The organism is Dietzia sp. WMMA184 (genome assembly GCF_002441635.1).
Lineage (GTDB): Bacteria > Actinomycetota > Actinomycetes > Mycobacteriales > Mycobacteriaceae > Dietzia > Dietzia kunjamensis.
This window is the reverse complement of sequence record NZ_NXEI01000001.1, coordinates 1,285,151-1,306,361: the sequence shown is the minus strand read 5'-3', so window position 1 is coordinate 1,306,361 and position 21,211 is coordinate 1,285,151. Positions and strand designations below refer to the sequence as shown.

Genomic DNA, 21,211 nt, shown 5'->3' with positions numbered 1-21,211 from the left:
TCCCCGGGGGGAGGCCTCGGACGCGATGTCGGAAGCGGATGCCACGATGGGGGCGTGAGTGACATGCGGCGCGGACGGGGAGATGGTCGCGGACGGGAAGATGGTGCGGAGTCGGCCCTCGAGGGTCTCGACCCGCAGCAACGTCGTGCCGTGCTGGCGCCGCGGGGTCCCGTGTGCATCCTCGCCGGCGCCGGGACCGGCAAGACCCGCACGATCACCAGGCGTATCGCCCACCTGGTCACGACCGGGCACGTCCGCGGTGACCAGGTGCTGGCGGTGACGTTCACCGCCCGCGCCGCCGGGGAGCTGCGAATGCGGTTGGCGGGGCTGGGAGTCGCGGACGCCGGGACGGGACCCGTACAGGCCCGGACCTTCCACTCGGCCGCCCTGCGGAACCTGTCGTACTTCTGGCCACGGGTGTACGGGGAGGAACCCTGGCAGCTGTTGGACGGGCAGTTCCGCGCGGTAGCCCAGGCGGTGCGCCGGGTCGGCCTGGACCCCGCCACGGAGACCATCCGCGACGTGCTGACCGAGATCGGCTGGGCCAAGTCCAGCCTGCTCACGCCGGACACGTACGCGGAGCAGGCCGTCGCGCTGGGTCGCGACCTGCCGGTGCCGGCCCCCGAGGTCGCGCGCGCGTTCCGGGCGTACGAGGACCTCAAGGTCTCCGGACCGGTCCGGATGCTCGATTTCGACGACCTCCTGAGCCACATGGCCGAACTCGTGGAAGAGGTCCCGGCGATCGCCGAGGAGTTCCGGGACCGCTACCGCTGCTTCGTCGTCGACGAGTTCCAGGACGTCACGCCGGCCCAACAACGGCTGCTCACCGCGTGGCTGGGCAGGAGGGACGACCTGACGGTGGTCGGTGACGTCAACCAGACCATCTATTCGTTCGCCGGCGCAGAACCGGACTTCCTGCTCGGCTTCGCGGACCGCTACCCGGGTGCCACCGTCGTGCGCCTGGAGTCCGACTACCGCTCCACGCCTCAGGTCGTGGACCTGGCCAATGCGGTGATCAGCGCCGGCAGCGGCCGTTTCCGCAGCGCCGGGCTCACCCTGCGGGGCATGCGGCCGCCGGGCCCGGAGCCGGTTCTCGCCGAGTATCCCGACGAGGACGCCGAGGCGGAGGCGGTGGCGGGGGCCGTCGCCGATCTCGTCCACGGCGGGATGGACCCTTCGGAGATCGCGGTGCTGTACCGCATCAACGCCCAGTCCGAGCGGGTCGAGGCGGCCCTGGACGAGGCCGGGATCGGATACCGGCTCAAGGGGGGCGAGGGCTTCTTCGAGAGGCCGGTGGTCCGTCGGGCCATGTCGGCGATCGACCGACTGATCGACGGCTCGGACGAGGCGCGGGCGCAGGCGTACTCCCAACTGGCGGACCCCACGGAGATCGTCGCAGTCATCAGGCAGGCGCTCGAGCCCCTCGGTCTCACCGCCGCCGAGCCGTCCGGTGCCCAGGCCAGGGAGACCTGGAATTCCCTGAACTCGCTGGTGGGGCTCGCCGAGGAGATCGCCACGGCCGAGGCTCGCGAGGGCCTGCTACCGGTGGTCGCGGGGCTTCGAGAACGGGCGGCGGCACGTCACGCCCCGGACGAGCGGGGTGTGACGCTGGCGTCGTTCCACGCCGCCAAGGGGCTCGAATGGGACGCGGTGTTCCTCATCGGAGTCCACGAGGGGAGTTTGCCGATCAGCCACGCGATCAACGCCGGACCGGACGCGATCGAGGAGGAGCGGCGCCTGCTCTACGTGGGCGTCACCCGCGCCCGCGAGCACCTGACCGTGTCGTGGAGTCGGAGTCGACGCGCCGGTGGCCGGGCCGGCCGACGCCCCAGCCGCTTCCTCGACCCCGTTCGCCCGGCCCAGTCCCCGGTCGGACCGCGCGGGTCCACCGACACCTCGGACAAGGGACGGTGCCGCGGGTGCGGGGAGAAGCTCACCGGGCCCATGCACCGCGCGCTCGGGCTGTGCCCGGAATGCTCGGTGGAGGTCGATACCGGCCTGTTCGAACGACTGCGGGACTGGCGCAAGGAGACCTCCGAGCGGATCGGCAAACCCGCCTACACGGTGTTCACCAACGACACGCTCGCCCAGATCGCCCGGGAGCGGCCCGCCGACACCCGCGCACTGGGCCGGATCGGCGGGATCGGGGCGCACAAGCTGAGCGAGTACGGCGACGACGTGCTGAGGCTAATCCGCGCCACCTGAACCCGCGCCGCGCGGGAGGATCCCCGAGCCGGGGGCTGGTCAGCCCTCGTCGGGGAAGATCTCCGGCATCCAGCGCTGCACGATCTCCCGGTACGGGGCGGACGCCTCGAGTTGGCACAGCATGCCCACCGACGCGGACAGCACCCGGTGGATCAGGACGTACTCGCGCGGCAGGGTGAACGAGCGGGAGGTCCGGAACTCCCGCCCCGACACGTCCCCGTAGACGGACATGATGCTCTGCATCCACGCGCGGCTGAAGTGGAAAACAGGCTCGCGCATCGGCTCGATGAACGGGTTCAGGAACGCCATCGCGTCGGCGGGGTCGAGGCCGTTCCGGCCGACGTATCCGGCCCGGGTCATCAACCGCACCAGTTCATCGGAATCACCGGCCAGGGCGAGCCGCATCATGGAGGTGAGAACCTCCGGCACGCCCTCGGGCAGGGGGATCGACGCGCCGAAGTCCAGGACCACCAGTCGACCGTCATCGGCTAGCAGGAAATTTCCGGGGTGGGGATCGCCGTGCATCATCCGGGCACGGGTGGGGGAACTGAACTGGACCTCGGTGAGGAGCTCGCCGGCCCGGTTGCGCTCTGCGGGGGTGCCGTCGCTGGAGATCCGGCTCAGGGCCCGCCCGTCCACCCACTCGGTGACCAGCACCTTGGGCGACGAGGCCAGCACGGAGGGCACCCGGACGAGGCGATCGTCGCGGTAGGCGGCCGAGAACACCCGCTGGGTGTCGGCCTCCGCGCGGTAGTCGAGCTCGCTCACGGTGCTGTCGTAGAGCTCATCGATGATGCCCCTGATGTCGGTGCCGGGGTTGAGCGGCCGGAACAGGGGAGCCAGTCGCCGGAGTTGCCGCAGGTCCGAGCGGAGGGCCTCATCGGCGCCGGGATACTGGATCTTGACGGCCACCTCACGACCGTCGGACCAGACGGCGCGGTGGACCTGCCCGATGGAGGCGGCCGCGGCGGCGTCACCGTCGAACTCGGCGAAGCGCTCACGCCAGCGCAGCCCGAGTTGGGTGTCGAGGACTCTCTCCACCTCGGCGGCGGGCATGGGGGGTGCCTCGGCCTGGAGCTTGGTGAGGGCCTCCCGGAACGGCTCGGCGTACTTGTCGGGCATCCCGGCCTCGAACACGCTGAGGGCCTGGCCGACCTTCATGGCGCCGCCCTTGAGTTCCCCGAGAACGGCGAAGACCTGCTCGGCGGCCTGATCGGCCAGTTCCTCGCTCAGATCCCCGTCACCCCGCCCGAGGGCGCGTCGACCGAGTGAACCGGCGGCGCGACCGGCGATGCCCAGTGGGAGTCCCGCGAGGCGTGCTGCGCGGCGGGACGAGGTGCGGGGTAGGTCGGACACGCCTTCAATCATGACAGAGGACGGACATCCGGGGCGGCGCCACAGTCGCAGCCTGCGTCGGCCTGCCATTCGAGCCGGCGCCACAGTCCCTCGGACGGATTGATCTCCACGGTGGCACCGATGGTCTGGAGCCTGGTGCGGGGTTCGCGGCTGGCGGCGACCTCCGCCAGCACCAGGGCTGCGGCGGCGGTGAGGGCGGGAACGGCCGCGTCAGGGCTGTGTCCGATGAGTTGCGCGGCGACGAACGGCCACCGCGGGTCCCGGCGGGCGCGGTACAGGTCGGTGCAGCGCAGACACGGGGTGACACCCGGCACCACGGTCGGGCCCACCACCACACGGCCGTCCCGGCAGTACACGTGCATGTGCGCCTGCCCGGACCGGGCGAGTGCGGTGGTGACCACCGGATCCACCGAGACGGTGCCGGTGAGGATGACCAGGTCGGGGGCCACGCCCCGGCGGAACCAGGGCGGCCGCTCGGCGTCGAGTGTCAAGCCCGGGCTGGGGCCGGTGGTCACACGACAACCGTTGACGGACAGCGGCCCCCGAAGCACCTCCGAGATCTGGCCGACCCCCAGGATGTGGACCCGACGCACCGGCGCGGGCCTAGGAGTGGAGCCCGTCGCGTGCGCGTCTGCGTCCGTGTCTGCTCCCGGTTCCGTCGGGTCGAGTCGTAGATGACCGAGGTCGGCCAGGTGGACGAGGATCCGGGCCACGGTGGAGATCCCCGACGCGTCGATCCCCGCGCGGGCGGCCACGTCGTCGAGATGGGCCCCGCCGTCGAGGCCGCGGAGTAGTGCAGTGAGGCGGCGGGCGCCCACAACGGCGGGGGCGTCGACCACCACCGCGCGGTCAGGCGCCAGTCCCACCTGGACGGTGTGGTCATCCCGTGCGACCACCACGGTGCCGGGACGCAGGGTGGCCCGGACCCGGGAGGCAGAGGCCTGGGCCTGCGCGGCGATGACGGGGGCGGGGGTGCGCGGGGAGACGGTCGCCACCGCCGCGGTGCCGGCACCGGTGCCGGCACCGGTGCCGGTGGAGGCAACGGTGGCGGCGCGTGGCGGGTCGTCGGCGGGAGCGGTCACTGGGGTCACGGGGCACATCGTGGCACGCGACGGTCCTGCCCGGGCCCTGCTCTGGCGTCGTTGTCCACAGGCGCCGGTCTCGTCGGCGCCTGTGGATAACCGCGCCGTGTGGGGTGGTCTACCGTGGTCCGCGTGTCGCCAGCCCCACGCCCCGCCGCCGCGTCCGCGAGCCCACCGTCACCCGGCCCGGGCCCGGCACCGGCGCTACCCACCGAGCCTGATGATCCTCGGATCGAGGTCCGCCGCTCCACACGCCGCAGGAGGACGGTCTCAGCTCGGGTGGAGGGCGAGACCGTGGTGGTCCTCATGCCGGCGGGGCTGCCGCGCGCGGAGGAACGACGTCTCATCACCGACATGCTCGGCCGGCTCGCCCGGTCCGGTCGCCGCAAGGGTCACCGGGCGTCCGATGCGGACCTGATGCGGCGCGCCACGGAGCTGTCGACGAAGTGGCTGGAGGGTCGGGCGCGGCCGGCATCGGTGCGGTGGGTGCCGGCGATGACCACCCGCTGGGCGTCCTGTTCACCGGATTCCGGGGAGCTCCGGATCAGCGAGACGCTGCGGGACGTGCCTGCTTACGTGCTGGACTACGTCGTGATGCACGAGCTGGTCCACCTCGTCGTCCCCGGGGGTCACCCGCCCGAGTTCTGGGAGGTGGTGCGCAGGTATCCGCGTACCGAACGGGCGATGGGGTACCTGGAGGCCTACTCGCGGGTGCTCAGGCAGGGGGCCGGGTCGGACGCCCCCGGTGGCGGGGGAGGGCCGGGGACCGTCGGCGAGGGCGTGGGCGACCTGGTCGAGGGCGACGACGACGAGACCGGCCAGTACTAGGTCGGCCCGCCCGTCACGACGCCCGCCGATCAGGCCCCGTCGTGCGGCCCCTCTGAGCCTGAACCCTCGGAGCCTGACCCCTCCGGAGTCTGAACCCTCGGAGCCTGACCCCTCGGAGCCGGAACCCTCGGAGCCTGACCCCTCGGAGCCGGAACCTTAGGAGCCGGAGCCGTCAGAGCCGGAACCCGGGCCATTCGGGCCTGAGGCCTCGGGTCCGCCGTCGCCTGTCCCGCCGGCCTCTCCGGTCCCGCCACCCGATTCGCGGAGAAAGCGCTCGATCTCGTCGACGCCGCTGGAGTCCCCGGTCGACTCGTCGAGGAGCCGGTCGATGACGGCGGCGGGGTTCTCGAGGTCCTCGCCGACGGGCAGCAGGTCGGGGTGGCTCCACAGCCCGTCGCGGCGTTCGGTGCCCACGGCCTCCCCGACCCGGCGCCACAGCTCGGAGGCCTCACGCGCCTTGCGTGGACGCAGTTCGAGTCCGACGAGAGACGCGAAGGCCTGTTCGGCGGCGCCGCCGGTGGCCCGGCGTCGCAGCCACATCTCGCGGACCTTGTCGGCGCTGGGCAGCCGGTCGCCGACCGCCGCGGCGACGACGGCGTCGACCCAGCCCTCGACCAGCGCGAGCAGCGTCTCGAGCCGGCCGAGCGCGGCCTCGTTGACGTTGGTCACCTTGGGGCCGATCGCCCCGGCGCCGCCGGAGAGCAACTCCTGGAGCTTGGTGGGGTCCTGCAGGATGGACGGGTCGAGTCCGGAGGCGAGGTCGTCGAGCCCGGAGGTGTCCACGCGGATGCCGCGCGCGTACTCCTCCACGGTGGCCAGGAACCGGGCGCGCAGCCAGGGGGCGCCGGCGAACAGTCGCAGGTGTGCGGCCTCGCGTGCGGCGAGGAAGACCACGACCTCCTGCCGGGGCAGCTCCAGCTCGTCGGCGAACTCGTCGATCGCGGCCGGGCTGAGCGCGGCCACCCCGTCGTCGCCGAACGGGATACCGACCTCGGAGGAGAACAGCACGGCCGGCGCGAGCTTGCCGAGCCCCTGTCCGAGCTGCATGCCGAAGCCCATGCCGCCCATCTGGTCGAGCATGCCGAGCAGCGGGCCGGCGAGCTGACGGGCCTCCTCGGGCATGGCGCCCTTGGTGGCCGAGTTCATCTGCTCGGCGACGGGCGTGCAGATCTTCTCCCAGGTGGGCAGGGAGTGCTCGACCCACTGCTGGGGCGTCCACACCTCGGTGCGGTGCACTCCGGAGGGGAACTGGGTGGTCTCGTCGAGCCACAGTTCCGCCAGGCGGACCGATTCCTGCGCGGCGGTGCGCGAGGCGTCGGTGATCACGGGCGTGCGACCGAGGGACTGGAGGGCGACTGTCCGCGCCAGTTGGTAGTTGACGGGCCCCGAGCTGCCCGGCCCGGACATGGCCGATCCCATGGAGCCGAGCATCTGTCCGAACTGGGAGAGCATCTGGCCGAAGTTACCGAACTGCGAGGGATCGAAGCCGCCGGGACCGCCGGGACCGCCCTGGCCGCGGTCGCGGTCGTCGTCGCGCCCGTCGTCGTCGGAAGCGGAGAAACCGAAGGGCTGGTTCATGCCACAACGGTACAGCGTGCAGGGGTGGGGGGTCCGGCCGCGACGCGGCCGGCCGCGGGTGCGGTCTACCCTTGCCCCGTGAGTCGTCGCCTGTTCACCGTTCTCGCCGCGCTGGTACCGGCGGTGCTGCTGCTCGTCCTGGCGACGTCGGCCACCGTCCCCCTGGTGTCGATGGGTCCCGGACCCACCTACGACACCTTCGGTACGGCGGAGGTGGAGACGGAGGGCGGCGACACGGAGCGGGTTCCGGTGGTCGACGTGGCGGGCAGGGAGGCGGACGAGACCGCCGGGTCCCTGTTCATGACGACGGTGGCGGTCCGTGATCGTCTGACGCTGCTCGACGCGATGCGGTTCTGGGTGGATCCGGCGCAGGTGGTGGTGCCGCGCGACCAGGTGTTCCCGCCGGACCGGTCACGCGACGAGGTGCGCGAGTCGAATGCCGCGGAGATGGTTGGTTCGGAGAACTCCGCCGAGGCCGCCGCGTACCGCTTCCTGGGAATCCCCATGCAGCCGCGCGTCGAGGGGGTGGAGCCGGACGGCGCCGCCGCCGGGCGGCTGCGCCCGGGCGACGTGCTGACCTCCGTGGACGGGGAATCCGTCGACGACGCCACGGCCGTGGTGGACCGGGTGGGTGAGCGCCGCGCGGGTGACGAGGTCCGCATCGGGTTCACCCGTGAGGGCCGTGAGGAGACGACGACGGCGACGTTGCAGTCCGCGGGACCGGACGGCGATCCCGAACAGGGCCGACTGGGCATCCTGGTGGGTGACACCCCGGCGGACGGTACCGACGTCGACATCTCGGTGGACCCCGCGGTGGGCGGCCCCTCGGCGGGCCTGGTGCTGGCCGTCGCGATCGTCGACAAGCTGTCGCCGGGTGAGGCCACCGGGGGCGCGCGGGTGGCCGGGTCGGGCACCATCCGTCCCGACGGGACGGTGGGTCCTATCGGTGGTATCCGGCACAAAATTCGGGCGGCCCACGAGGCGGGAGTGAGCGAATTCCTGGTCCCCGCGGCCAACTGTGCGGAGGCTGTGCAGAGCCCGCCGGAGGGTATCCGGCTGATTGAGGTGGAGACGCTGGAGGGCGCACTGGAGGCGCTGGAGTCGGCGGCTTCCGGGGGGCAGCCACCGACCTGCGGCTGAGGCGCGGCTTTTCCGTAAGGTGGGGGTCACGAGCATGTCCGCCCCAGCAGTGCAGGAGCTTTCCAGGTGTCCGTCCGCCCACCCGGCAATTCCCCCGGTCGGCCGATCGCGATCTCTCGTCGCGGTCGGGCCGTCGCAGTCGCCGTCGTCGTCCTCATCCTCCTCATCCAGGTCCTGCCCAGGCTGAACACCGCCTACACGGATTGGCTGTGGTTCGGCAGTGTCGACGCCACCAGCGTGTTCCGGACCGAGCTGCTGGCGCGGCTCGGTCTTTTCGTGGCGGTCGCCCTCCTGGTCGGCCTGGCGGTGGGCGCCGGCATTCTGCTGGCCTACCGGTTCCGCCCGGTGTTCCTGGCGCAGGCGGGGATGCCGGACGCGCTGGCCCGCTACCGGGCGGCCATGGGGGCCTCACCCGGCAGGACCGTGCTCTGGATCCCGGTCGTCCTGGCGATCCTGGCGGGGTCGGTCGCGCAGACCGGGTGGCAGACCGTGCTCGCGTTCTTCAACTCGACGCCGTTCGGTGAGACCGACCCCCAGTTCGGTCTGGACATCTCCTTCTACGCCTTCGAGCTCCCGATGTGGCGCGCGATCGTCACGTGGCTCATGGTGGCCGTCGTGCTGGCCTTCCTGGCCAACCTGTTCACCCACTACCTCTTCGGCGGACTGCGGCCCGGCGCGCGCGAGGGTGCCCTCACCCGCGCCGCCCGGATCCAGCTGGTGACCCTCGCGGGGCTGTTCGTGCTGGCCAAGGCCGCCGCGTACTGGCTGGATCGCTACGAGCTGCTGTTCAGCGAGAACAGCACGTTCACCGGCGCCAGCTACACCGACGTCAATGCCCTGATGCCGGCGAAGATCTTCATGTTCTCGGTGGCGCTGGTGTGCGCGGCCGCGTTCTTCTCCGCCATCGTGATCAGGGATCTGCGGATCCCCGCGCTGGCCACCGTCCTGTTGCTGTTCTCCGCGCTCGTGGTGGGGTCGGCGTGGCCGCTGGCCGTCGAGCAGTTCTCGGTGAAGCCCAACCGTGCCGAGAAGGAACGGGAGTACATCGCGCGGAACATCGACGCGACGCGCGCCGCGTACGACATCGGTGAGGAGCGGGTCACCTACATCGACAACTGGGGGGCGGCCGATCCGAACCCCCGCGAGGCGGCCTCGGATCTCACGACACTGTCCAACGTCCGCGTGCTCGACCCGAACGTCCTGGCGCCGACGTTCACCCAGCTGCACCAGTTGCGCAACTTCTACGGTTTCCCCGAGACGCTGGGCATCGACCGTTACACGATCGACGGCGAGATGCGGGACTTCCTCGTGGCCGCGCGTGAGCTCAACCCCGAGTCCCTGCAGGCCAACCAGCGGGACTGGATCAACCGTCACACGGTGTACACGCACGGCAACGGGTTCGTGGCCGCACCGGCCAACCGGGTCAACGAGATCGCCGACGACGCGGGTTCGGACCGCGGCGGCCTGCCGAACTTCCAGGTCTCGGACCTGGAGGCCATCTCCAGTGGCCAGGAGATGATGATCCCGGTGACCCAGCCGCGGACCTACTTCGGTCCGCTCATCGCGCAGGCGGACCCCGACTACGCCATCGTGGGGGACAACGGCGACGGGCCCCGTGAGTACGACACCGACACCGAGCAGTACACCTACACCGGCGAGGGCGGCGTCCCGGTCGGCGGCTGGGTCAACCGTATCGCCTACTCGCTCAAGTTCGCCGAGCGCAACATCCTGTTGTCCAGCATCCTCGGCGACGATTCGAAGATCATCTACGACCGCGACCCGCGGGACCGGGTGCAGAAGGTGGCCCCGTGGCTGACCACGGACACCAACACCTATCCGGCGGTGATCGACGGCCGTATCAAGTGGATCGTCGACGGGTACACGACGCTCAAGACCTACCCTTACGCCGAGCTCAGCTCGCTGGAGGCCATGACCTCGGACTCCCTCAACGACGCGAGCGGTCGGGTCCTGCCGGACGAGGAGGTCTCCTACATCCGCAACTCGGTCAAGGCGACCGTCGACGCGTACGACGGCACCGTCGACCTGTACGCGTTCGACGAGTCGGACCCGGTGCTGCAGACGTGGATGAAGGCGCTGCCGGACATCGTGCAGCCACGTGAGGCGATCTCCGAGGAGTTGGAGGAGCACCTGCGCTACCCGGAGGACCTGTTCAAGGTGCAGCGTGAGCTGCTGGCCAAGTACCAGGTCGATGATCCGGGCCAGTTCTTCACCAACGACGCCTTCTGGTCGGTGCCGTCCGATCCGACGGTGACCTCGTCGATCCAGAACCCGCAGGGCCCGCCCGCGGGCGGCCCCGCCGGTGGTCCGGCCGGCAGTCCCGCCGGTGGTCCCGCGGGCGCCCAGACCGTCGACCGTGACGGGCCGGCCCAGCCGCCGTACTACGTGGTGGCCTCCGATCCGACCGACCCGGAGTCCGACGAGCCGTCGTTCCAGCTGATCTCGGCCTTCCGGGGCTATGAGCGTGAGTTCCTCGCCGCACACATGACGGCGAGCTCGGACCCCGAGACCTACGGACAGATCACGGTGCGGGTCCAGCGGCCCACGGAGCCGCTCTCCCAGGGCCCGAACCAGGCGCAGGACATCATGATCGCCTCGCCGGCGATCGCCGAGGACCGCCGACTGTGGGGTGAGACCGCCGAGATCACGGAGGGCAATCTCCTGGCGCTGCCGTTGGCGGACGACTCGGTCCTCTATGTGGAGCCGATCTACACCCAGCGCAAGGACCAGGATTCCGCGTTCCCGAGGCTGCTGCGGGTGATGGTCTCGTACGACCGTGCGGTGGGCTACGCGCCCACGCTCTACGAGGCGTTGCGGCAGGTCGGGATCGAGGCAGACCCGGACGTCGTGCGTATCGACGAGAGCGGTGAGGCGGAGGCCGAGGCCGAGGAGGGCGCCGCGCGGCCTGCGCAGGGCACCGCTCCGCGGCCGTCGTCGCCGGCCACCGGGGGAGGCGCTGACGACGCCGAGCGGGCGTCCGCCGTGCGTGAGCTCAACTCGGCGCTGAACGCGGTCCGCTCCGCTCAGAGCGGGGGAGACCTCTCCGATCTGGGGCAGGCGCTCGAGGACCTGCAGGCCGCTGTCGACGCCTATCAGGGCCTCGGGAACTGAGTCGACCTGCGGCTTTGAGTGCGAGGGTGTGAGTTGCGTCATCTTCTCGTCGTTCGGCGTCCACCGATTTGCAATGCCCGGTGAGTGGCACGTAGTGTCATAGACGCAAACGACGCGGGGTGGAGCAGCTCGGTAGCTCGCTGGGCTCATAACCCAGAGGTCGCAGGTTCAAATCCTGTCCCCGCTACCACGCACCAGGCCCGGTTCCCGAGAGGGAGCCGGGCCTGAGGTCATTTCGGCGTGCGAACAGACGCTGCCGAGTCGCTATAGGCCCCCGCTGCGGCATGGAGAGCGCCCGGAATGGACCGATGGGGGCGCACACCCCGCCCGATCGCGTACCGCGAGGGCACGCACCCCGAACGCACGGCGATGCGGCCGGCCGAATCCCTGCCGCGCGACGGCGTCGAGGCGAGCCGACCGTTCGGGTTGACCGACGCCGTGGTCGAGCGTGCGGACGGCGTGGATAGTAGTGCCCCATAGAGTGGTGTAACTCGGTGGCCGAGATCGTCTGCGATTCCGTGTTGTGTACGGATGTAGAGCGGCCACCGTGTGATCCTTCGAGTCAACCTTCTACCGAATCCTCGAACGGAGTCATCACGATGACCGCACCCCATATTGTCGACCCTGCAGGCCTGCTTAGCCAAGCCCTGACCGACGCGTCACCGGATCTGATGCGCGAGCTGCTGCAGACCATGATCAACGCCCTGCTGTCCGCGGACGCCGACGCCGTGTGCGGCGCCGAGTGGAACGCCCGCTCGTCAGAGCGCACCAACTACCGCAACGGTTATCGCCACCGGCCCCTGGATACCCGGGTCGGCACCGTCGACGTCGCCATCCCCAAGCTCCGCTCGGGCTCCTACTTTCCCGAGTGGCTGCTCGAGCGTCGCAAGCGGGCCGAATCCGCGCTGATCACCGTCGTGGCGGACTGCTACCTGGCCGGGGTCTCCACCCGCCGGATGGACAAGCTGGTCAAAACTCTCGGCATCGACTCGCTGTCCAAGTCCCAGGTCTCCCGCATGGCCGAAGACCTCGATGAGCAGGTCGCGGCGTTCCGGCACCGGCGCCTGGACGAGGCCGGACCGTTCACGTTCGTCACCGCCGATGCGCTGACGATCAAGGTCCGGGAGAACAAGCAGGTCGTCAAAGCCTCGGTGCTGCTGGCCACCGGGGTCAACGGTGACGGCCACCGCGAGGTCCTGGGCATGCAAGTCGCCACCAGCGAGACGAAGGCCTCGTGGAACACCTTCTTCGCCGACCTGGTGGCCCGTGGCCTGGGCGGAGTCCGGCTGGTGACCTCCGATGCCCACGCCGGGCTGATCGAGGCGATCGCGGCGAACCTGCCCGGGGCCGCCTGGCAGCGCTGTCGCACCCACTACGCCGCAAACCTCATGGCCGCGTGCCCCAAGTCGATGTGGCCGGCCGTGAAGGCGATGCTGCATAGCGTCTACGACCAGCCCACCGCCGAGGCTGTCAATGCCCAGTTCGACCGGCTCTTGGACTACACCGAAGGCAGACTGCCCGAGGTTGCTGACCACCTCGGCGATGCCCGCGAGGACCTGCTGGCGTTTATCGCGTTCCCCGACGATGTGTGGCGGCAGATCTGGTCCAACAACCCCACCGAGCGGCTCAACCGGGAGATCCGACGCCGCACCGACGTGGTCGGGATCTTCCCGAACCGGGATGCCATCGTTCGCCTCATCGGCGCCGTCCTGGCCGAGCAGACCGACGAATGGGCCGAAGGCCGCCGCTACCTCGGTCTCGAAGTCCTCAGCCGCTGCCGACTCACCCTGACCACCGACCCCGCCACCAGCTCGCCGACGGAGGTGAGCACCGATGACCTGATGCAACTACCCGCCTGACCACCCACGAAGGATCACCATTCAGTTACACCACTTCCAGGGGCTTGACCGCGTGGATGCCTGCCGGAGCGATCGTCGCGCCTGTCCGTGTGTTCCGGCCCACGCAAAGGTTCGGTCCTCGTATGGTGGACAGGTGTCTGTTCGCATGTCCGATGCGGCCACGACGACGCCCGTGACGGCAGGAGAGCCCCATGACCACTTCACTCGACCGCGATGCCCTACTGATCGGCACCCAGTGGCGTTCCCCCGCCACCGATGACGTGATCGAGGTGATCAGCCCGCACACCGAGGAGGTCGTCGCCCGCGTGCCCGAGGGCTCGGTGGCCGACATGGATGCCGCGGTGGCCGCCGCGCGCGAGGCCTTCGACCACGGCCCGTGGCCCTGCATGAGCCCCGACGAGCGGATCGAGGTCGTGGCCAGGCTGTCCGCTCTGTACGCGGCGCGGCTCGACGACATGGCGACCGTCATCTCCACGGAGATGGGCTCCCCGATCTCGTTCAGCAAGCTCGCCCAGGCGCCCGCCCCGTGGATGCAGATCGAGGCCTTCCTCACCATCGCGCGTGAATTCCCGTGGGAGGAGACCCGCCCCGGCGTCCTCGGCGGGGAGGTGGTGGTGCGACACGAGCCCGTGGGGGTGGTAGCGGCGATCCCGCCGTGGAACGTTCCCCAGTTCACGGTCCTGTCCAAGCTGATCCCGGCGCTACTGACGGGGTGCACGATCGTGATCAAGCCCGCGCCGGAGACGCCGCTGGACACCTACCTCCTGGGCGAGCTTCTCATCGAGGCGGGCGTGCCCGAGGGCGTGGTGAGCATCGTCGCCGGCGGCCGCGAGGTCGGCGAGCACCTGGTGCGGCACCCCACGATCGACAAGGTGGCCTTCACCGGATCCACCGCGGCGGGCCGGAAGATCGGCGCGATCTGCGGCGAACAACTCAAGCGCTGCTCCCTCGAACTGGGCGGCAAGTCCGCGGCGATCGTGCTCGACGACGCGGACCTGACGACCGTGGTCGAGGGGCTCAAGTTCGTCGGCGTGATGAACTCCGGCCAGGCCTGCGTGGCACAGACCAGGGTGCTGGTGAGTCGCGACCGCCACGACGAGGTGGCACAGGCGCTGGCCGACGGCATCGGGTCGATGGTGGTGGGGGACCCGCTCGACCCGGCCACGGAGATCGGGCCGATGGTCGCCCGTCGCCAGCAGGAGCGGGTGAACTCCTACATCGAGATCGGGCAGCAGGAGGGTGCGACGCTGCTCACCGGGGGCTCCGACCGCCCCGACGGCCTGGACACCGGCTGGTACGTACGACCCACGGTCTTCGGTGGCGTCGACAACTCGATGCGCATCGCGCAGGAGGAGATCTTCGGCCCCGTCATCTCCGTGATCGCCTACGACGACGTCGACGACGCCGTCCGCATCGCCAACGACTCCGAGTACGGACTGGCGGGCACGGTGTGGACCGCCGACCGGGAGGCGGGGCTGGGCGTCGCGCGACGGGTACGGACCGGTACCTACGGCGTGAACACCTACACGATGGATTTCTCCGCCCCGTTCGGCGGCTTCAAGGCATCCGGGGTGGGGCGCGAGTTCGGCCCCGAGGGGCTGGCCCAGTACACCGAGCTCAAGTCCGTCTACCTGGAGCAGAGCTGACCGTGGCGGGGGACGAGAGGACGACGGGCCTGTCGGTACGGGACACAGATCGGGTCCGCACCCTGACCCTGGCGCGCCCCGATGCCCTCAACGCCTTCAACGAGGCGCTGTACGACGCGGTCACCGAGGCATTGCACGACGCCGCCGCCGACCCCGCGGTCGCGGTGGTCCTGCTCACCGGTGAGGGCCGGGCGTTCAGCGCGGGCACCGACCTGCTGGAGATGGGTGAGCGGATCACCAACCCCGACTTCGTCCCCGGCGACCACGGATTCCTGGGTCTCGTGGACGCGCTCGCCGGGTTCGACAAGCCGCTCGTGCTCGCGATCAACGGGCTCGGACTGGGTATCGGCATGACGATCATCGGGTTCGCCGACCTGGTGTTCATGTCCGACGACGCCCGGCTCAAGTGCCCGTTCACGAGCCTGGGGGTGGCGCCCGAGGCGGCGTCGAGCTACCTGCTGCCCAGACTGGTGGGTCGGCAGAACGCCGCGTGGGCCCTGCTGTCCTCGGAGTGGATCACGGCCCGCGAGGCCCTCGAGATGGGACTGGTCTGGCGGCTGTGCGCCCCCGCTGAACTCCAGCAGGTCGCCGGCGAGCACGCCGCACGGTTGGCGCGGCTCCCGATCTCGAGTCTGCGGGCGGTCAAGCGGACGATGACCGAACCACTGACGCGCCAGATAGCAGACGCCCGCGAACGGGAGAACCGGGCCTTCGCCGACCTCATGGGTGGACCGGCGAACTCGGAGGCGCTGGCGGCATTCGGCGAAGGTCGCACGCCGGACTTCGCCTCGTTGCCCGACGGGTCCTGACCCCGGCGCCCGCGCCGATCCCGCGCCCGCCCGTCCTCGCCGGAGCCGTATGGCCGACGATGGTGGCGTGACGCCCGATCAGGAGAGCCCCACCCGTCCGGTCGACGTGGTGGTGATCGGCGCCGGCCAGGCCGGATTGTCGGCCGGCTACCACCTCAGGCGGCGGGGGTTCGCGCCGGTCGGCCGTGCCGAGGCGGGGGAGCGCACCTTCGTCATGCTCGACGCCGAGGACGCCCCCGGCGGGGCCTGGCGGCACCGCTGGGAATCACTCACCATGAGCACGGTCAACGGCATCTTCGAGCTGCCGGGCCGACCCGTCCCCGATGTCGACCGCACCGCCCCGAGTCGGGACGTCCTGCCGCCCTACTTCGCCGACTACGAGAACCGATTCGGACTCGACGTCCGGCGGCCGGTCCGCGTGCGTTCGGTCCGCAGACCCACGCCCGGGCGGGACGGACCGGAGTCCGACCACCTCGTCGTCGTCACCGATCCAAGCGGTGACTCCCGCCCTGAGGCCTGGGCGGCGCGCTACGTCATCAACGCCACCGGCACCTGGACCCGACCGTTCTGGCCGTACTACCCCGGCCAGGAGACGTTCCGTGGCCGACAGCTCCACGTCCACGACTACGTCGCCGCCGAGGAGTTCGCGGGGCAACGCGTCGTGATCGTCGGCGCCGGCATCTCCGCCACCCAGCTGCTCGAGGAGATCTCGCGCGTCGCCGACACCCTCTGGGTGACCAGGCGGGAGATCGAGTGGGAGACGGACCCCGCCCCGGAGAACTTCTCCGCCGCGATCGACCGGGTCGCCGAGCGCACCGCGCAGGGCTTACCCCCGCAGAGCATCATCCGCGTGACCGGGATGTACCGCGCCCCGTGGATCGAGCGCGCCGACGAGCGTGGTGCCCTGGTCCGCCACCCCATGTTCACCCGCATCGAACCCGGCGGGGTGCGGATGCCCGACGGGCGGCTCGAGCCAGCCGACGTCATCCTCTGGGCGACCGGATTCCGACCCGCGGTCGCCCACCTCGCGCCCCTGGGCCTGCGCACCCCCGAGGGGGGCATCCGGGTGGCGGAGGGCCGGGCCCTCGACGAGCCGAGGCTGTTCCTCATCGGCTACGGCCCGTCCCAGTCGACCGTGGGGGCCAACCGAGCGGGCCGTGACGCCGTCCGGGCGATCGTCGCCGAGCTCTAGTTGTCGCCGACGACCTCTAGAGGGTCCGCGAGATGAGCTCCTTCATGATCTCGTTGGTGCCACCGTAGATCTTCTGCACGCGGGCCGAGGCGTACATGCGGGCGATCGGGTACTCCGTCATGAAGCCGTAGCCACCGAAAACCTGGAGGCAGCGGTCGATGATCTCGCACTGCTTGTCGGTGCAGTAGTACTTGGCCATCGACGCCGTCGACGGGTCCAGTTCACCCTTGAGATGCAGGGTGATGCAGTGGTCCAGCAGGGTGCGCGAGGCGAGCGCCTCGGTCTTGCACTCGGCCAGCTCGAAACGCAGGTTCTGGAACTTGAGGATGGGCTTGCCGAACGCCTCGCGCTCCTTGGCGTAGTCCGTCGCCAGCCTCACGGCGGTCTCGGCCGCCGCGACGGCTGTCACAGCGATGATGAGGCGCTCCTGCGGGAGCTGCTGCATGAGCTGGATGAATCCCTGGCCCACGCCCTCCTCGCCACCCAGGGCGTTCCCGGCGGGCACGCGCATGTCGTCGAAGAACAGCTCCATCGTGTCCTGGTACTTCAGGCCGATCTTGTCGAGCTTGCGGCCGCGGTCGAAGCCGGGCAGGTCGGTGGTCTCCGCGACCAGCAGGGACAGGCCCTGCGCGCCCTCGCCGCCCGTGCGGGCGACGATGACGAGCAGGTCGCAGTGCATGCCGTTGGAGATGAAGGTCTTGGCGCCGTTGACCACGAAGTCGTCACCGTCGCGCACCGCCGAGGTGCGCAGCGCCTGCAGATCCGATCCGGCGCCCGGCTCGGTCATCGCGATGGCGCCGACCATCTCTCCGGTCGCCAGCTTCGGCAGCCAGCGCTGCTTCTGCTCCTCCGTGCCGTACTGGAGGATGTAGTGCGCCACGATCGTGCTGTGCACCGAATTGCCCCAGCCGTCGTCGAGGGCTCGGGTCTGCTCCTCGGCGATCACGGCCTCGTGGGCGAACGTGCCGCCGCCACCGCCGTACTCCTCCGGGATGGAGATGCACAGCAGGCCAGCGTCGCCGGCCTTGTTCCAGAACTCGCGGTCGACGGCGCCCTGCTCGGCCCAGCGCTCGAGGTGCGGGGCGGTCTCCTTCTCCAGGAACGCACGCGTATGGGCGCGCAGCGCATCCAGATCGTCGGTCATCCACGGGGATCGGAAGGGGGCGGTCTCTAGCACGGGGGACTCCAGCGATGGGGTGGGGGCCGGTTGACGGCCATGACGATCCCCACCATACAACTGCATTGCCGGACATGCATGTGTATGGTCGACCTTCCGGCGGCGCCCTCGGGCGTCGCACGTCGCGGCGAGACGAGGTGGGGCAAGTGAGCGCAACTGAACCCGGGTCGGGGGACGGTGTCCCGCGCTCTGCCGACGGTGACCTCACCGCTCGCGCGCGAATCCGCTATGCGGCGCTGGAGCTCTATTCCGATCACGGCGAGGACCGGGTCTCGATGCGACGGGTCGCCGCCCGGGTGGGGGTCACCATCGGGTTGATCCAGCACCACTTCGGCACCAAGGAGGGGTTGCGCCGCGCTGTCGACGAGCTCGTGGTGGAGCAGGTGGTCGCCGCACTGGCGACGGTCGAGCACTCCGGATCAGCAGCGGAGGTCGTGGCGGCCCGCGACGCCGCGGTGCGGGAGATGCTCGAGCGCAACCCGATGTTGGTGAAGTACATCAACCGGGCCCTCCTCGAACCCGACGGCCGGGGTGTCCCGCTTCTCGAGGCGATCGTCGAACTCACCACCAGGGAGGTCGACAGCCTGCGGCGCGGAGGCCACGCCTCGACGCGGGCGTCGGACAAGGTCCAGGTGGTCCGCACGCTCATGGGCCAGGTGGGTGAGTTGTTCCTCGAACCCGTCGTCGCGGCGGTCTGGGCGCAGATCGGCGGAGACCCCGACGAGCGGCCCTCCACCCGCATCATCGTCGAAGGCCGCTGACCGGGGGATCGGCCCGGATCCGACGTGACGGGACCAGCGCCGCACGGGTGGTGGGGCTCCGGCCGGCCCGCGCGTGGTGCACCGGCGGCTGATCGCCGCTACGCTGTCGAGGGCGTATACCCGGGCAGTCCGCCCGGGGTGGGAAGGACACGTTCATGAGGCTCACCCGTGTGGCGAAGCTCGCCGCGACGGCCGTGATGGCCGGTGCCGCCACGTTGATGGCGCCCGCAGCTGCCCAGGCCGCCGTGCCCGTCGGGGGCGCGACCCCTGTTCTGGTCGGGGGAGTGGCCGGATGCACCATCACCGCCGCCGGGTACGACGACTCCGGAGCGCCGGTCGCGTTCACCGCCGCCCATTGCAGTGAGCGGATCGACGCCCCGGTGATCCTCCGGGACGACCCGGGTGCCGGCGTGATCGGCACCATCGCCACCCGCAACGAGATCCTCGACTATTCCGTGATCCGTCTGGACCCGGGCGTCGCCGTCCCCGTCCGACAGGCGGGCATCGTGGGCCGCGGACCCGCGCCGCAGTTCGGTGACGTCGTCTGCAAGGACGGACTGACCACCGGACACACCTGTGGCATCACCTGGCAGCGCGAGGGCGACCGGTTCTGGACCCACACCTGTGCCGGTTACGGCGACTCCGGTGGCCCCGTGACCCGCGAGGGGCGTCTCGTCGGGCTCCTCTCCGGCGGGCACATGCCGCCGGACGCGGGATCGGCCGGCAGCATCGGCCCCATCCTGCCCTCGTGCATCCACCCGGCGCAGACCCCGTTCTTCCTGCCGGCGGTGGCGTACTCGTTCGACGCGATCGTCGCCGACGCCACCGCGCGCGACTGGCCGGGGAGCGGCTTCCGGATGGCCTGATCGCCCGGCACCCCGCCCGTGGGCGAGGGGCGGACGAGGGCCCGGTACCGACGCGGTCGGTACCGGGCCCTCGTCTGTGTCCGACCCCGTCGCTACCGTCCGCTCCATGCTCTGGACCGAGGACGCGCCCACCCACTGCCCGTACGGCCACGAGCTGGGGCCCGACCGGGTCCTCGTCGGCTGGGATGCCGGTCGCAGCGGCAGTCTCGACCACGGTCACCGTGTCCACATCTGCCGACAGTGCGGAACCATCATGTCGTGGGCGCCGCGCAGTCGGCTGGAGTGAACCGGCTGAAATGGGCGGCGCCCCCGCGGACCGGATGTCCGCGGGGGCGCCGCTCAGTGCGGTGATCGCGCCGGGGTCGGCTCACTTCAGCTCGGCGCTTGACAGGTTCAGGATCCGGCGCGCGATCACCAGCTGCTGGATCTGCTGCGTGCCCTCGAAGATGTCGAGGATCTTGGAGTCGCGCGACCACTTCTCCAGGAAGCTGCGTTCGGAGTAGCCGTAGCTGCCGGCCAGCTCGACCGCGCCCAGGGTCACGGCGGAACCGGTGCGCCCGGCCTTGGCCTTGCACATCGATGCCTCCTTGGTGTTGGGCATCTTGTTGTCTGCCATCCATGCCGCGCGGAGCGTGAGCAGGTAGGAAGCCTCCCAGTCGGCTTCGAGGTCGAGGTACTTGGCGACGGCGGCCGGCTGGCTGGTGGCCGGACGGTCGTAGTCGATCTCCATGCCGGCCTCCTCGAGGAGGGTGCGGATCTCCTCGAGCGCGGCCCGGGCGACGCCCACGGCCATGCCGGCGACCAGCGGCCGGGTGTTGTCGAAAGTCTGCATGGCACCAGCGAAGCCCTTGTCCACGCGGACCTCCGGATCGCCCAGAAGATTCTCTTTGGGGACCCGGCAGTCGGTGAAGCTGATCTGCGCCGTGTCCGAGGCCCGGATGCCGAGCTTGTGCTCCAGCCGGTCGACGGAGACGCCGGGATGGTCCCGGGGCACGACGAAGGACTTGATCGCGGCGCGGCCCTTGCTCTTGTCCAGGGTCGCCCACACCACGATGTGATCCGCGCGCTGGCCCGAGGTCACGAAGATCTTGGTGCCGTTGATGACGTACTCGTCGCCGTCCAACCGCGCGGTGGCCGAGACGGCGGCCGAGTCGGAGCCGAATTCGGGCTCGGTGATGGCCATCGAGGCCCACACCCGGCCGAACTTCTGCATCTGCTCGTCGCTCGCCACGGCGGCGATGGCGGAGTTACCCAACCCCTGGCCGGGGACGGACAAGGTCAATCCCGCGTCGCCCCAGCAGGTCTCGATGGCATTGAGCAGCGACTTCATATTGCCGCCGTTGGACACGCCCTCGCGCCGGGGTGCGCGACCTGATCCCATGGTGGCGCCGGAGGCCGCCTGACCGGCGTCCTCCATGGCCTCCATCATGGCCTTGAGGGTGTCCAGCTCGACGGGGTACTCATGCTCGGCGAGGTCGTACTTGCGGGAGATGGGTCGGAAGATCTGCATGGCCACCTGGCGGGCCTGGTTTGCACCCGCCTGCAGCTTCTTGGGGATTTCGAGATTGATCATCGCTTCAGGT

Annotated in this window: 17 protein-coding genes and 1 tRNA gene; 13 read left to right on the top strand and 5 right to left on the bottom strand. The window is 70.5% G+C overall.

The window, feature by feature from the left end; all coding sequences use genetic code 11:
• Nucleotides 1-63: 63 nt before the first annotated feature.
• Nucleotides 64-2,205 (top strand): ATP-dependent DNA helicase UvrD2, encoded by a 2,142-nt coding sequence (locus CK206_RS06020; RefSeq protein ID WP_096907319.1) that lies wholly within the window; start codon nt 64-66, stop codon nt 2,203-2,205.
• Nucleotides 2,206-2,244: 39 nt separating this feature from the next.
• On the opposite strand, the gene CK206_RS06015 is transcribed toward CK206_RS06020, so the two are convergent.
• Both CK206_RS06015 and CK206_RS06010 read right to left on the bottom strand, forming a co-directional pair.
• Complete coding sequence (locus tag CK206_RS06015; RefSeq protein WP_096905869.1) at nt 2,245-3,561, bottom strand: AarF/ABC1/UbiB kinase family protein; 1,317 nt, start codon at nt 3,559-3,561, stop codon at nt 2,245-2,247.
• Between the two features lie 8 nt (nt 3,562-3,569).
• The gene (locus tag CK206_RS06010; protein ID WP_254050498.1) at nt 3,570-4,652 is read right to left on the bottom strand and encodes a hypothetical protein; all 1,083 of its coding nucleotides are present in this window, start codon (nt 4,650-4,652) and stop codon (nt 3,570-3,572) included.
• A gap of 123 nt (nt 4,653-4,775) precedes the next feature.
• Between CK206_RS06010 and CK206_RS06005 the strand changes: the two genes are divergently transcribed.
• On the top strand, nt 4,776-5,471 hold the full coding sequence (locus CK206_RS06005) for a M48 family metallopeptidase (protein WP_240341457.1): 696 nt from the start codon (nt 4,776-4,778) through the stop codon (nt 5,469-5,471).
• Between the two features lie 156 nt (nt 5,472-5,627).
• On the opposite strand, the gene CK206_RS06000 is transcribed toward CK206_RS06005, so the two are convergent.
• Nucleotides 5,628-7,049, bottom strand: coding sequence for a zinc-dependent metalloprotease (locus CK206_RS06000; protein WP_069388443.1), 1,422 nt, complete (start codon nt 7,047-7,049; stop codon nt 5,628-5,630).
• 78 nt (nt 7,050-7,127) lie between these two features.
• On the opposite strand from CK206_RS06000, the gene CK206_RS05995 reads away from it, so the two are divergent.
• The 8 genes from CK206_RS05995 (at nt 7,128) to CK206_RS05960 (ending at nt 16,824) form a co-directional block, all read left to right on the top strand.
• Nucleotides 7,128-8,189: a PDZ domain-containing protein gene (locus CK206_RS05995; protein WP_083249456.1), complete on the top strand. Its 1,062-nt coding sequence runs from the start codon at nt 7,128-7,130 to the stop codon at nt 8,187-8,189.
• Nucleotides 8,190-8,255: 66 nt separating this feature from the next.
• The gene (locus CK206_RS05990; RefSeq protein ID WP_173674774.1) at nt 8,256-11,318 is read left to right on the top strand and encodes a UPF0182 family protein; all 3,063 of its coding nucleotides are present in this window, start codon (nt 8,256-8,258) and stop codon (nt 11,316-11,318) included.
• A gap of 113 nt (nt 11,319-11,431) precedes the next feature.
• Nucleotides 11,432-11,508: transfer RNA gene (locus tag CK206_RS05985), tRNA-Met, on the top strand.
• Nucleotides 11,509-11,618: 110 nt separating this feature from the next.
• Nucleotides 11,619-11,798, top strand: a complete 180-nt coding sequence (locus CK206_RS05980; protein ID WP_096905868.1) for a hypothetical protein — start codon at nt 11,619-11,621, stop codon at nt 11,796-11,798.
• Nucleotides 11,799-11,917: 119 nt separating this feature from the next.
• Nucleotides 11,918-13,177: an IS256 family transposase gene (locus CK206_RS05975; protein ID WP_096905832.1), complete on the top strand. Its 1,260-nt coding sequence runs from the start codon at nt 11,918-11,920 to the stop codon at nt 13,175-13,177.
• Nucleotides 13,178-13,368: 191 nt separating this feature from the next.
• Entirely contained in the window at nt 13,369-14,823 is a 1,455-nt protein-coding gene (locus CK206_RS05970) for an aldehyde dehydrogenase (RefSeq protein ID WP_096905867.1), read from the top strand.
• Between the two features lie 2 nt (nt 14,824-14,825).
• Nucleotides 14,826-15,632 (top strand): enoyl-CoA hydratase/isomerase family protein, encoded by an 807-nt coding sequence (locus tag CK206_RS05965; protein ID WP_253695427.1) that lies wholly within the window; start codon nt 14,826-14,828, stop codon nt 15,630-15,632.
• Nucleotides 15,633-15,681: 49 nt separating this feature from the next.
• Nucleotides 15,682-16,824 carry an FAD-dependent oxidoreductase gene (locus CK206_RS05960; RefSeq protein ID WP_096905866.1) on the top strand — a complete coding sequence of 381 codons (1,143 nt, stop codon included), beginning with the start codon at nt 15,682-15,684 and terminating at the stop codon, nt 16,822-16,824.
• A gap of 16 nt (nt 16,825-16,840) precedes the next feature.
• Here CK206_RS05960 and CK206_RS05955 read toward each other — a convergent pair whose 3' ends face one another.
• The gene (locus CK206_RS05955) at nt 16,841-17,968 is read right to left on the bottom strand and encodes an acyl-CoA dehydrogenase family protein (protein ID WP_371606848.1); all 1,128 of its coding nucleotides are present in this window, start codon (nt 17,966-17,968) and stop codon (nt 16,841-16,843) included.
• Between the two features lie 179 nt (nt 17,969-18,147).
• Between CK206_RS05955 and CK206_RS05950 the strand changes: the two genes are divergently transcribed.
• The 3 genes from CK206_RS05950 (at nt 18,148) to CK206_RS05940 (ending at nt 19,914) form a co-directional block, all read left to right on the top strand.
• Nucleotides 18,148-18,762 (top strand): TetR family transcriptional regulator, encoded by a 615-nt coding sequence (locus tag CK206_RS05950; RefSeq protein WP_185951401.1) that lies wholly within the window; start codon nt 18,148-18,150, stop codon nt 18,760-18,762.
• A gap of 155 nt (nt 18,763-18,917) precedes the next feature.
• Nucleotides 18,918-19,628, top strand: coding sequence for a peptidase S1 (locus CK206_RS05945; protein ID WP_067712365.1), 711 nt, complete (start codon nt 18,918-18,920; stop codon nt 19,626-19,628).
• Nucleotides 19,629-19,734: 106 nt separating this feature from the next.
• Nucleotides 19,735-19,914 (top strand): hypothetical protein, encoded by a 180-nt coding sequence (locus CK206_RS05940; protein WP_143337698.1) that lies wholly within the window; start codon nt 19,735-19,737, stop codon nt 19,912-19,914.
• 81 nt (nt 19,915-19,995) lie between these two features.
• Here CK206_RS05940 and CK206_RS05935 read toward each other — a convergent pair whose 3' ends face one another.
• A complete protein-coding gene (locus tag CK206_RS05935; protein WP_069388448.1) occupies nt 19,996-21,201 on the bottom strand; it encodes an acyl-CoA dehydrogenase family protein in 1,206 nt (401 codons plus the stop codon).
• Nucleotides 21,202-21,211 lie beyond the last annotated feature (10 nt).